The sequence below is a fragment of the Amycolatopsis sp. NPDC059657 genome (assembly GCF_042734395.1).
GTDB lineage: Bacteria > Actinomycetota > Actinomycetes > Mycobacteriales > Pseudonocardiaceae > Amycolatopsis.
In genome coordinates, this window is the sequence record NZ_JBHWEB010000027.1 from 82,076 (window position 1) to 94,432 (window position 12,357).

At 67.3% G+C, this 12,357-nt stretch carries 12 protein-coding genes and 1 pseudogene; 9 read left to right on the top strand and 4 right to left on the bottom strand.

The window, feature by feature from the left end:
• Positions 1–18 precede the first annotated feature (18 nt).
• From ACFV15_RS17450 to ACFV15_RS17460, 3 genes and pseudogenes are all read right to left on the bottom strand, one after another.
• Positions 19–210 (bottom strand): annotated as a pseudogene (locus tag ACFV15_RS17450) (IS701 family transposase); the annotation flags it as partial.
• A gap of 393 nt (positions 211–603) precedes the next feature.
• Positions 604–1,917 (bottom strand): lipase family protein, encoded by a 1,314-nt coding sequence (locus tag ACFV15_RS17455; protein ID WP_378351480.1) that lies wholly within the window; start codon positions 1,915–1,917, stop codon positions 604–606.
• The gene (locus tag ACFV15_RS17460) at positions 1,914–3,491 is read right to left on the bottom strand and encodes an acyl-CoA synthetase (protein WP_378351481.1); all 1,578 of its coding nucleotides are present in this window, start codon (positions 3,489–3,491) and stop codon (positions 1,914–1,916) included. The genes ACFV15_RS17455 and ACFV15_RS17460 overlap by 4 nt, the downstream gene beginning before the upstream one ends.
• Before the next feature lie 144 nt (positions 3,492–3,635).
• Here ACFV15_RS17460 and ACFV15_RS17465 point away from each other — a divergent pair, with 144 nt between their 5' ends.
• The 9 genes from ACFV15_RS17465 to ACFV15_RS17505 all read left to right on the top strand — a co-directional run bounded on the left by ACFV15_RS17465 (position 3,636) and on the right by ACFV15_RS17505 (position 11,525).
• Positions 3,636–4,415 carry a DeoR/GlpR family DNA-binding transcription regulator gene (locus ACFV15_RS17465; protein WP_378351482.1) on the top strand — a complete coding sequence of 260 codons (780 nt, stop codon included), beginning with the start codon at positions 3,636–3,638 and terminating at the stop codon, positions 4,413–4,415.
• Positions 4,416–4,424: 9 nt separating this feature from the next.
• On the top strand, positions 4,425–4,796 hold the full coding sequence (locus ACFV15_RS17470) for a DUF4406 domain-containing protein (protein ID WP_378351483.1): 372 nt from the start codon (positions 4,425–4,427) through the stop codon (positions 4,794–4,796).
• A 279-nt stretch (positions 4,797–5,075) separates the two neighbouring features.
• Positions 5,076–5,495 (top strand): hypothetical protein, encoded by a 420-nt coding sequence (locus ACFV15_RS17475; protein ID WP_378351484.1) that lies wholly within the window; start codon positions 5,076–5,078, stop codon positions 5,493–5,495.
• Between the two features lie 33 nt (positions 5,496–5,528).
• Positions 5,529–6,689, top strand: a complete 1,161-nt coding sequence (locus ACFV15_RS17480) for an ROK family protein (protein WP_378351485.1) — start codon at positions 5,529–5,531, stop codon at positions 6,687–6,689.
• Positions 6,690–6,753: 64 nt separating this feature from the next.
• Positions 6,754–7,767, top strand: coding sequence for an ABC transporter substrate-binding protein (locus ACFV15_RS17485; RefSeq protein ID WP_378351486.1), 1,014 nt, complete (start codon positions 6,754–6,756; stop codon positions 7,765–7,767).
• A complete protein-coding gene (locus ACFV15_RS17490; protein ID WP_378351487.1) occupies positions 7,764–8,513 on the top strand; it encodes an ABC transporter ATP-binding protein in 750 nt (249 codons plus the stop codon). Before ACFV15_RS17485 ends, ACFV15_RS17490 begins: the two co-directional genes overlap by 4 nt.
• A complete protein-coding gene (locus tag ACFV15_RS17495) occupies positions 8,513–9,340 on the top strand; it encodes an ABC transporter permease (RefSeq protein WP_378351488.1) in 828 nt (275 codons plus the stop codon). The genes ACFV15_RS17490 and ACFV15_RS17495 overlap by 1 nt, the downstream gene beginning before the upstream one ends.
• Positions 9,337–10,656, top strand: a complete 1,320-nt coding sequence (locus ACFV15_RS17500) for an LLM class flavin-dependent oxidoreductase (RefSeq protein WP_378351489.1) — start codon at positions 9,337–9,339, stop codon at positions 10,654–10,656. Before ACFV15_RS17495 ends, ACFV15_RS17500 begins: the two co-directional genes overlap by 4 nt.
• Positions 10,653–11,525, top strand: a complete 873-nt coding sequence (locus tag ACFV15_RS17505) for a TauD/TfdA dioxygenase family protein (protein ID WP_378351490.1) — start codon at positions 10,653–10,655, stop codon at positions 11,523–11,525. The genes ACFV15_RS17500 and ACFV15_RS17505 overlap by 4 nt, the downstream gene beginning before the upstream one ends.
• Here ACFV15_RS17505 and ACFV15_RS17510 read toward each other — a convergent pair.
• Positions 11,510–12,115: a LysE family transporter gene (locus ACFV15_RS17510; protein WP_378351491.1), complete on the bottom strand. Its 606-nt coding sequence runs from the start codon at positions 12,113–12,115 to the stop codon at positions 11,510–11,512. The two genes, ACFV15_RS17505 and ACFV15_RS17510, sit on opposite strands and share 16 nt — an antisense overlap.
• Positions 12,116–12,357: the final 242 nt, after the last annotated feature.

A 12,357-nucleotide genomic window follows, 5' to 3' on the forward strand; every position in this document is an offset into this window, starting at 1 on the left:
ATCCACGACTCGTGAGTGCGGTCCGTAGCAGATGTAGTAGGCGATCTCGGTCGGGTCAGAGATCGAACAGCGAGCGAGAAGCCAGTGCCCCCTCCCCCGAGCTGCTCGCCAGCAATTGCGGATCTCGCCCCTGGCCCAGTCGAACTCGCGGGGGCCGTGCGCGCCGGCACCGACTGATAGCCGCCGCCACGCCTTGGCCGGCATGTCGGCGTGTCGTCCACCCATGCACGCGCGTCGTCCATCCGCGTACGTCACCCCACCCGCCAAGGCGGGTGGGGCCTGGCGGAGGTGGGGTGACGCAAGGAGGATTCAGGCACTTGAAGACGGGATGAACGGGGCGTATGCAACGCTCAACGTTGCATGAGTGGCGTTTGTGCGGTCAGTCGGTCCGGCCACGCCATATTTGGTTTCCTGGCAATAGAACCGCCGGGAATGCTCACGACCCCGGCATGCTTCAGCGAGTGTCCATAGAGGACTCCAGAAATTGATCTTCATGAATGGAAGACTCTGCACGTTGGACGGCCAGGCGTCTCCGTTCACGCCGATCCGAGTCCCGTAATGAAGTGAGGGGCAGTTCTGCCCACCACATCCACGGCCGGACGACTACCCGATCGGACGGCCGAACAGCGCCAGCAAGTCGTGGTACAGCACGGAACCGAAGGTCAGGAACGCGGTCGGCGAGAGCAGCGAAGACAGCACGGTCTTGGTGCTGCATCCGGACGGAGCGGGCTTGCCCGAGAGCCGATCCTTGAGCCAGTTCAACGCGTCCGCGGCCCCGGTCGCGACCAGGATGATGTGCTCGCTCAGGAGGTCACGCTGGTACTTCACGCGAGCGCCGTCCGCGCAGTAGTCCCGCACGATCTGGTCGGTGTCCGCGCTGGGCACCAGCTCGTCGTTCACCGAGTGATAGATGAACAGCGGCGCGGTCGGTGCGGCCTTGCCCATGGTCACGTCGGCGAGCACTTGCTGCGGAACCGGCTGGCTCAGCGGGTCCTGGATCGTGAAGTACTTGTACAGATCCTTGAACGCGAACGTCGTCGCGTTCCCCGAGTTGCACTGCGTCTTGGCCGTGGCCAGCGCGGCCTTGCCCTCGGCAGTCAGGTTCGCGTCCAGGAACTCGGCCAGCTGCGGGTAGGCCTCGCTGAGCCCGGCGATGCCGCTCATCGCGATCCCGGCGAACGGTCCGCCGTTCGCTCCTTTGAGGACATTCGCCGGGTTGACCGGAAGGCCGCCCTCGGCGACACCCTTGATGTTCAGCTCGGGCGCGTAGGACGGCTGCATTTCCGCCGCCCAGCCGGAGGCGAGCGCACCACCCGAGTAACCCCAGAGGCCGACCGAAGTCTGCGCGTTCAGTCCGAGCGGGGTGAAGTTCTGCGCGGCACGAATACCGTCCAAAGTGGCGTGACCGGCCTGATTTCCTGCCACGTAAGCACTCTTGGGCCCCTCGTAGTCCGGCACGCTCACCGCCCAGCCCTGCTGGACCGCGGCGTCGATGAGCAGGATCTCCGCTTGCGCGACGATGTTGTCGTTACCGGCGCCCTGCCGCAGCTGATACGAGATCGCGCACTGCGGCGCGGCGCTGTCCTCGGCGACCTGGTAGCTGAGCAGTGGGCGTGATGAACTCGGCTTCGCGCCCCACGGCAGCAGCACTGTGGTGACCGTCGCTTGTGGATGATCGAGTGCGTCATTCGTGCGATAGAGCAGCTGCCAGGCCTGGACCTTCTGGGGTAGTGTGGCGAACGCCGACACCCCGACTTCACGCGATCGCAGCACGGTGCCGGGCGCGAGAGACTCGTAGCCCTCTGGCGGACTGTAGAACGGATCACTCTGGGGCGGAGGCGGCGCGGCCGCCATCGCCGGGGCGGCCATTGTGGACACTAAGAGCACAGCACACAGCACAGCGAGGAGCCTCTTCATTGAGGAACACCTTCCTGGTAGTCGCGGAGCTTCTGGCGGAGCACTTTCCCGGTCGCGTTGCGCGGCAGTTCGCCGAGGAACACGACGTCACGCGGAACCTTGTAGCGAGCGAGATTTCCCTTGACGTAAGCCTTGACCGTGTCGGCGTCGATCTCCGACGACGGCACCACGAACGCACGCAGCCGCTGGCCGAACTCGCGGTCTGGCACCCCGATGACGGCCGCTTCCAGCAACGCCGGGTGTGACGCGAGCAAGTCCTCGATCTCGGCGGGGAACACGTTCTCGCCGCCGGAGACGATCATGTCGTCGTCGCGGCCGTCGACGAACAGCCTGCCGCCGTCGTCGAAATGGCCGACGTCGCCGCTGGACATGAGCCCGTCGATGATCTCCTTGTTCCCGCCACCCGAGTAGCCGTCGAACGCGAGCCCGCTGCCGACGAAGATCCGGCCACGCGTTCCCGTCTCGGTCACTTCACTGCCTTGGTCGTCGTAGAGCCGGACGAGACAGCCTCGCGGCGGCTTGCCGACCGTGCCGGGCGCGGCGCGCCAGTCCTCGGGCGTGGCGATGGTGGCGACGGCGACTTCCGTTGAGCCGTAAAGGTTGTGGATCACGTCGCCGAACAGCGCGGTCGCGCGGTTGCCCAGATCGGCGCCCAGCGCGGAGCCCGCGCTGAACAGGATTCGCAGGCTGGACGTGTCGTAGTCGCCCAAGCCGCCGAAGTCGACGATCCGCTGCAACATCGTCGGCACCACCACGAGCACGTCGCACCGGTGCTTCGCGATGCCTTCGAGCGTGGCGCGCACGTCGAACCGCCTGCGGAACACCACGGTCATCCCGAGCGCGAAAGCCAGGATGAACTGCGAGAGCCCGGTGCCGTGGAAGGTCGGCGCCGCGACGTACATGGTCTGGCCGCGGCGCAGCGGGATGCGTTCGAGGAACTGCGCGGCGGCCAGCGGCGAGCGGACCCGGCGTGGCGCGCCCTTCGGCGTTCCGGTGGTCCCGCTGGTGAGCAGTACCAGCGCGCCGCACTCACGCGGCAGCTTGAGATCCCGCTCGTCGCCGTGGACGAGTTCCTCCACGATCGACTCGGGATAGCGGCGCACCTCGGCGTCGACGTCAGCGAGCAGGTCCGCGAACTCCTCGTCGTGCACCAGCGCGGAGACCCCCTCGCGCCGTGCGACGCCGGCGAGTTGCGGGCGGGAGAAGCCGGTGTTCATCAGCAGCAGGCGAGCGCCGAGCTTGGCGCACGCGAGCATCGCGTCGACGACGCCGCGATGGTCGCGGCTGAGCACCGCGATGACCGAATCCGCGCCGAACCCGTGCGCGAGCCAGGCCCTGGCGAGCGCGTTGGACCGGCGATCCAGCTCGCCGTAGGTCACCGGACCGAGCTCGTCGATGATCGCGACGGCGTCCGGATCGCGGCGGGCCGACACCTTCGCGGCGCCCGCGATGGGCCCGAGCCCGCGCACCGCCCGCAGCGACGCCAGCGCGAGGTCCGGACGGCTGACCTCCACCATCCCGGCCTTGACCAGCACGGACAGCGAGTGGCACGTGGCGCCGATCCGATCGAGCATCGTCGAGGCTCCCTCCGGTCAGCGCACCGCCGCAGTGACCTACCGCACAGTAGCTTCGAAAATCCTCATCTGACAAGAGCTCTGACCAGTTTTCTAACGAACAGAGATCTCCCACTTCGCACACACTCGTGATAGAAATCGGGAGTGCCGGTAGCCGATCGACTCGACGTCACCCTCCGCCTCGTCCAGGCCGCCGGCCGGATCTCCGTGACCGACCTCGCGGACCGGCTCGGCGTGTCCGAGATGACCGTCCGCCGCGATCTCGACGCGCTCCAAGCCCAAGGCCTGCTCCAGCGGATCCGCGGCGCCGCGACCGCGACCCGCGAGCCCGAATCCGGCTTCGCCGCCCGCGCGAAGTGGCAGGAAGCGACGAAAGCCCGCATCGGCGCGTTCGCCGCCGGACTGATCCGGCCAGGCGAGACCGTGTTGCTCGACGCGGGCACGACGACCGTCCACGTCGCCGCGGCGCTCGCCGAACGCGCGCCGGTCACCGTCGGCGTGCTGAGCCTGCAGGCGGCCACCAGACTGACCGACGTTCCCGGGGTCCGGCTCCTTCTGCTGGGCGGAGAACCGCGGCCCGCGGAAGGTTCTTTGGTCGGACCGATAACGCTGCGCGCGCTGAGCGAACTCAGTTTCGACTGTTTCGTGCTTTCACTGGGCGGAGTTCACGCCGAGGACGGCTATTCCGAATTCTCACTCGAGGATTCGGCCGTGAAACAACTCGCGCTCCAGCGAGCCTCGCGCACGATCGCGGTCGCCGACGCGACGAAACTCGGCACGCGCGCGTTCAGCCGGATCGCCGGGCTCGACGCGGCCGCCGAGTTCGTCACCGACCGTGCCGCCGAAGACCCCGAAACCCACCCGGTCGGCGCGCGCACGCTCGACGCGCTGCGTGACGCGGGCACGACCGTCCACTTGGCATAGGAGACCCTCATGATGATCTTGGTAGCAGGCCCGTACCGCTCCGGCACCGGCGACGACCCGGCCAAGCTCGCGGCCAACGTCGCCGCGATGCACGAGGCCGCGCTGCCCCTGTTCCGCGCCGGACATGTGCCGGTCACCGGGGAGGATCTGGCCTTGCCGCTCGTCGCACTCGCCGGCTCCACCCGTGTGGGGGACGAGGTTTTCGACGAGATCTTCCATCCCATCGCCGAACGGCTGCTCGGGTATTGCGACGCCGTTGTGCGGATCGGCGGACCCTCCGCCGGAGCGGACGAAATGGTCGCCCAAGCACGTGCCGCCGGGAAGATCATTTATCACTCGGTCGTGGAAGTACCACCCGTTCAGCCGTTCAGCGCAGCGTAAGAACCCTTCACCGCAACCCGCGTGTGTCCGCGAGGGGAATGCCGCAAGATTCATCCAGCACCCGCGCACACTTCAGGGGTGCCCCAGCAAGTCCCCGTCAGCGCGAGAGTTAAGCTGTCCGCCTTTCCGCCGACCGGCCCGGAAATGATCAGGTCCCTCCTTACTTGATCGTCATCCCCGCCGATCCCCGGTAACGGTCGTAACGAACGCCTGTCCTTGAGCGAGTGATATCTCAACCCCCGCGGACGGGAGCACGGAAACGGACAAAGGAGTCCACCCTTGCCAGCAGTTCTCATCCTCACCGCGCTGGCTGTTTTTGGTTCGCTGGTCTACATCCAGGCCAAAGCGCATCAACAGCTCGACGTGGAAACACCCGCCGGAACACGGCAGGCGAGCACCATCGTCCAACAGCAGTTCCGCGACTGGAAACCCGTTTCCGGCCCCGGCACGTTCAACTTCCAGCCACGCCAGCGTGATCACGCCCCGACCCTGTCGATCACGGTCAGCGGCACCGACGTCAGCAGCACGGTGACCATCTGGGCCTCGCGGTACGACTCGTCCTATCGCGGGATGTACCACGCCACGCTGCTGTGGTGGCGTCAGCGGGGGCTGGTCAAGCAGCTCACCCGCGACGACCTGCCGGTGCCCGGCTTCCTCTCGGCCAGCTCTCACATGGTGAGCACCCTGCGCGTGTCCTAGGCAACCCCGCGCACGCGTGTAACCATCTTCGCCATGGGTTCTCAGCGGGCGCTGCGCGATGGTCCACAAAGGACACATCGGCGCAGCGCCAGCGCGAGTTCCGTGCTTCGCACCGTGCTCGACCACGGACCCATCGCCCGCAGCACCATCGCCCGCCGGACCGGCCTGTCTCCCGCCGCCGTCACCGGGCACACCGCCGAACTCACCGAGCTGGGCCTGCTGCGTGAACTGCCCGAGGTCGGCGGCGCCATCGGCCGCCCGCACGTCCCGGTCGACCTCGACACCGCACACCACGTCATCGGCGGTATCCACCTCGCCGTCCACTTCGCGACGGTCGCGCTGCTCGACGTGCGCGGGCGCGTGCTCGTCCAGCGCGAGATCCCGCATCCGAGCCTCGACCCGGCGGCCGTGCTGCGCGGCGCCGCCGACGCGCTGCTCGGCCTCGGGAAACCGAACGGCATCGGCGTCGCCACCGGCGGCTGGGTGGACGAACAGACCGGCTCGATCATCGACCATCCACTGCTCGGCTGGCAGGACGTGCCCGCGCGCGACCTGCTGACCGAGCACACGGGACTCACCGTCGCGGTGGACAGTCACTCCCGCGCGCTCGTCCACGCCGAACGACTGCTCGGCCAGACCCGCACTCGGGCGAGCGTGGTGCAGCTCTTCGCGGGCAACGTCGTCGACGCCGCCTTCGCCACCGGTGACACCGTGCACCACGGGCCCCGGTCGGCGGCGGGCGCCGTCGCGCACCTCCCGGTCGACGACAGCACCGAGCCATGTGGCTGCGGGCGGACCGGGTGTCTGCAGGCGACGGTCTCGGAGCAGACCATCGCCCGTCAAGCCGGACTTCCCTTTCCGGAATTGCTCGACCTCGCGAAAAAAGGCGACGCGAATTCCATCGCGCTATTCCATGAACGCGCCCGGCTACTCGGCCAGGCCGCGGCATTGCTCTTGGACGTGCTGAATCCGGAGATTCTGATCGTCGTCGATCAGAGTGTCCACCACGTTCCCGGTTGCCTTTCCGCGCTGCGTGACGAGGTCGACGTCCGCTCGTGGATCTGCGACGACGCGGCGAAAACCGTTGTGCCATCAAGCTTTTCCGGCCGTGAACTGGCGACGGCGGGCGGTGCCGTGTTGCTGAACGCACTGTACCGAGATCCATTGAGCGCGGGACCACGTCGCACATCCTGAGATTTCTTTTGTTCAAATCCGCGCAATGTTGCCTCACCATCGGCGGCTGTCGAATAGTGACGGCGTGAACAAAACCCAGCCATTGCTCGCCACAGTCCTCGTGGCCGCGGTGGCGCTGACCGGCTGCGGTACCTCCGCGACGGCCAGCGCACCCGGTCAGCCCGAGAAGCTCGAACTGCGCTACCAAGGCTCCGCGAACAACGTCTCGCTACCCGAGCTCGCCGAAGACCTCGGCTACTTCGGGCAGGTGAAACTCAAGTGGGTCGGCAACACGATCAGCGGCCCGCAGGACATCCAGTCGGCCGCGACCGACCAGACCGACTTCGGCGGCGCCTTCACCGGCGCGGTCGTCAAGCTCATCGAAGCGGGCGCCCCGGTCAAGGCGGTCGTCAACTACTACGGCTCCGACGAGAAGACCTTCCTCGGCTTCTACGTCAAGGAAGACAGCCCGATCCGCTCGCCGCGTGACCTGATCGGCAAGAAGGTCGCGGTCAACACCGTCGGCGCGAACCTCGAAGCCGCGCTCGACACCTGGCTGCTCCGCAGCGGGCTCACCCAGGCCGAAACGGACCAGGTCCAGCTGGTGGTGCTGCCGCCGGTCAACACCGAGCAGGCGCTGCGCAACGGGCAGGTCGACGTCGGCGCGCTCAACGGCATCCTGCAGGACCACGCCGCGGAGAGCGGCGGCCTGCGCAGGCTGGTCAGCGACGTCGAGGCGTTCGGGCCGTACAACGGCGGGCCGTACGTGCTGCGCACCGACTTCATCAAGAAGTACCCGGAGACGTCGAAGATCTTCGTCTCGGCCGTGGCCAGTGCGATCGAGTGGGAGCGCACGACGCCGCGCGAAGAGGTCATCGCCCGGTTCACGAAGATCATCCAGAACCGGCACCGCAACGAGAGCACGGACACGCTCAAGTACTGGAAGAGCGTCGGCATCACCCGCGGTGGCCTGATCAGTGACCAGGACTACACGCTCTGGGAAGGCTGGCTCAAGCAGTCCGGGTTCACCAAGAGCGACAAGATCGACGCCAAGAAGCTCTACACCAACGAGTTCAACCCCTATGCGGGGTCCAAATGATCAACATCCGAAGTGTCACCAAGACTTTCGGCGCGCTGACCGCGTTGGACGATGTCTCGCTGGACATCGCCGACGGCAGTTTCCTCTCGCTGGTCGGGCCGAGTGGCTCGGGTAAATCGACACTGCTCGACCTGCTCGGCGGGCTCAGCAAGCCGACGTCCGGCGAGGTGCTCATCGACGGCTCGCCGGTGACCGGGCCCGGACTGGACCGCGGCGTGGTCTTCCAGCAGTACGCGCTCTTCCCCTGGCGTACGGCACGCGCCAACGTCGAGTTCGGTTTGGAAGGCGGGTCGCTCACCAAACGGCAGCGCGCCGACCGGGCCCGCGAATTCCTTGACCTGGTGGGGCTTTCCGGGTTCGAGGACAAGCTGCCGCACGAGCTGTCCGGTGGCATGAAGCAACGCGTCGCGATCGCCAGGAGCCTCGCCTATGACCCTGGCGTGCTGCTGATGGACGAGCCGTTCGCCGCGCTGGACGCGCAGACGCGGGATCAGCTGCAGGACGAGCTGCTCCGGATTTGGCGGCGGACCGGCAAGACGATCGTGTTCATCACGCATGGCATCGAAGAGGCCGTCTACTTAGGACAGAAGGTCGCCGTGCTGACGTCGCGGCCAGGGCGGCTCAAGGAGGTCGTCGACATCGAACTCGGCGAGCGGACCGGGGACGTGCGGTCGTCGCCGGGCTTCGTGCGCCATCGGCATCAGCTTTGGGAACTACTGCACGACGAGATACGGAAGGCGGCCTGATGACCGCGACACTGGAAAAGCCGCTCACGCTTCCGGCGCTGCGCAAACCGGCCGGGCTTTCCTCGCTGGGCAAGGTGGCACGCAGCTCGGCGGCCATCATCCTGTTCCTGGCCGCCTGGGAATTCGTCCCGCGCTATGTGCTCGACGACAGCACCCGGACGTTCCTGCCACCGGTTTCCGAAGACCTGGCGGCACTGTGGGAGCTGGTGCTCAACGGCCAGCTCGCCGATCATCTGACCGCGAGCCTCGGGCGCTCGGCGGCGGGCTTCGTCATCGCGGTGGCCATCGGTGTCCCGTTAGGACTGCTGATCGGCTGGTACCGCCCGGTGGCGGCTTTCCTGAACCCGTTGCTGGAACTGATGCGCAACACCGCCGCACTGGCGTTGCTGCCGGTGTTCACCCTGCTGCTCGGCATCGGCGAGCTGTCCAAGATCACATTGGTGGTCTACGCCTGTGTGTGGCCGGTGCTGCTCAACACGATCGCCGGGGTCAACTCAGTCGATCCATTGCTGGTCAGGGCCGCGCGCTCGCTCGGGCTGTCGAGTCCTCGCCTGTTCCGGAAGGTGATTCTGCCGTTCGCGGTGCCGACGATCTTCACCGGCATCCGGCTGGCCGCGTCGTACTCGGTACTGGTGCTGATCGCCGCGGAGATGGTCGGCGCGAAGGCCGGGCTCGGCTATCTGATCAACAACACCCAGGTCAATTTCCAGATTCCCCAGATGTACGCCGGGATCATCGCGGTCTCGGTGCTCGGTCTCATCGTCAACCAGGGCTTCGTCGCACTCGAACGACGGTTCTCCGCTTGGCGCCCGAAGGAGAAGGCGTGACCAGACAACTGCACTTGAACGCGTTCCTGATGCAGAACGGCCATCACGAGGCCGCGTGGCGGCATCCGGACACCGACCCGAAGCACGCGACGACGCTGCGGCACTACGTCGAACTCGCGCGGACGGCCGAGCGCGGCAAGCTCGATTCGCTGTTCCTCGCCGACGGGGTCGCGTTGTGGGGCAACGTCCGCTACAACTCGCACAACCTGTTCGAGCCGCTGACGCTGCTGTCCGCGCTGGCGGGCGCGACCGAGCACATCGGGCTGATCGCGACGGCGTCGACGACGTACAACGAGCCGTATCACCTCGCCCGCAAGTTCGCGTCGCTCGATCATCTCAGCGGCGGCCGTGCCGGGTGGAACATCGTCACCTCGGCAGGCAAGGACGAGGCGCTCAACTTCAACCGCGACGCCCGCCCGGCGCACGAGCTGCGGTACGAGCGCGCGACCGAGTTCATCGAGGTCGCCAAGAAGCTTTGGGACAGCTGGGAAGACGACGCCGCGGTGATCGACAAAGCGACCGGCGTCTACGCGGACACCGACCTGATCCACCCGATCGACCATGTGGGCAAGCACTTCCAGGTACGCGGCCCGCTCAACGTCCCGCGCCCGGTGCAGGGTCATCCGCTGCTGGTGCAGGCGGGTTCGTCGGAGACCGGCAAGGAGTACGCGGCGCGCTACGCCGAGGCGGTGTTCACCGCGCAGCAGACCTTCGAAGAGGGCAAGGCGTTCTATGACGACGTCAAGGCCAGGCTCGGGCGGTACGGCCGGACTCCCGACGAGATCAAGATCCTGCCAGGGATCAGCCCGATCCTCGGCAAGACCGAAGCGGAGGCACGGGAACGCGAGGCCGAACTCAACGCGCTCATCACGCCCGAGTACGGCGTCCGGCAGCTGTCGAACCTGCTCGACCACGACCTGGCCGGATACCCGCTGGACGGCCCACTGCCCGACGTCGGCACCTTCACCGAGGGCCAGCAGAGCCGCTTCGACCTGGTCACCGGCCTGGCGCGCCGCGAGAACCTGACCATCCGGCAGCTCATCGAGCGGCTGGCGGGCGGACGCGGGCACCGCGTGTTCGCGGGCACCCCGGCGCAGGTCGCGGATCAGCTGGAGCACTGGTTCACGGCAGGCGCCGCGGACGGGTTCAACATCATGCCGCCGACGCTGCCGGGCGGACTCACCGATTTCGTCGACCTCGTCGTCCCCGAATTGCAGCGCCGAGGCCTGTTCCGCACCGAATACAGCGCTTCCACTCTGCGCGGGCACTACGGCCTCGCGCGGCCCACCACCCGAGTCAAGGAGCACGCGGCATGACACTCGTCGACATCAGGAAGATCACCGGGCGGATCGGGGCCGAGATCATCGGCATCGACCCCGCCGGCGACTTCGACGTCCAGTTCGTCAAGGACGCGCTGCACGAGCACAAAGCATTGGTGTTCAAGAACGTCTCGCTGGACGACGAGGGCCAGCTGCGCTTCGCCGCGCGGTTCGGCGAGCTGACCAAGGCGCACCCGACCGTGCCCTCGGTGGACGGCGCGCCCGCGATCCTGCCGGTGGACAGCGAAGAAGGCCGGGCGAACCAATGGCACACGGACGTGACGTTCGTCGTCGCGCCGCCCAAGGCCAGCACGCTGTGCAGTCTCGTCGTGCCGCCGTACGGGGGTGAAACGCTGATCGCCAACTCGGCGGCCGCCTACCGCGACCTGCCTTCGCCACTGCGGGCGTTCGCCGACACGCTGCGCGCGGTGCACACGAATGACTACGACTACGTTCAGCCTTCCTTGAGTGACAAGGAAAAGGCGCGTCGCGCGGTCTTCATCTCGCAGAAGTTCCGCACCGCACACCCGGTCGTGCGGGTGCATCCCGAGACCGGCGAGCGCGGCCTGTACATCGGCGGCTTCGCGCAGCGGATCGTCGGACTGTCCACAGCGGAGTCACGGGACATCCTGCGGCTGCTGCAGTCCTACGTGACCAGGCCGGAGAACATCGTGCGGGTGGCTTGGGAGCCGAATCAGCTGGTGCTGTTCGACAACCGGATCACCCAGCACTACGCCATCGACAACTACGACGACCTGCCGCGACGCCTGCACCGGGTCACCGTGGCAGGCGATGTCCCGGTGGGCGTCGACGGTGAGCGGTCCGAGTCGCTGGAAGGCGACGCTTCGCACTACACGACCATCTGAACCGCGAGGCAGGCGATCACCGCGCTCGACGTGAGCGCGGTGATCAGCCGTCCTTTGTGGCCGGTCAGCACTTTGCCCAGCACCGCTCCCCCGCAGGCGACGGTCAGTTGCCAGCTGGCCGAAGCCAGGAAAGCGGCGAGGACGAACACGGCCGCGTTGGCCGTCTGCGCCTTGTCGCCCATGACGAGCGCGGCGAAGTAGACGACCGTGGCCGGGTTGAGCACCGTGATCCCGAGCAGGCTGAAATACGCCTTCGGCACGGTCAACGGCTTGACAGTTCGAGTGTCCACTTCGGACCTGAAGTCCCGGATCGCCCGCGCCGCACCGGCACCGGCGAGCCCGACCAGTACGACCGCGGCGGCGATCCTGAGCATGCTGCCGATCGGCTGGATGATCGCGGCGATGCTCGCGCCACCCACCACCGCGACGAGCGCGTAGAGCCCGTCCGCGCTGGCCACACCGAGCGCGGCCGCCGCACCGACCTTGAGCGAGTTCCGCGCGGTCAGCGCCACCAGATACGCCGCGACCGCGCCGACCGGCAGCGCGATCCCGTACCCGGCGAGCAGCCCCGCGACGAACGAGGCGGTCACGACACGGGAAATGGTCGCTTCCGGCTCGGGGTCGCCTGCTGCTTCGCCGTCGCGGAGGCGACGACGGGCAACGACCTGGGTACGACGATGGTTGACATGCCGCCGATGCTCTCAAGCCGCGCTGCGGCGGCGCCACCGGTTTTCCCTGGTCGTGAGTGGTACGGCCGGTTCTAACCCAATGCCACGTAGCTTAAGTTGATCTTGCTTGTGGTGTTGGGTTCTCGGCGTGGCGGCGTGGCTTG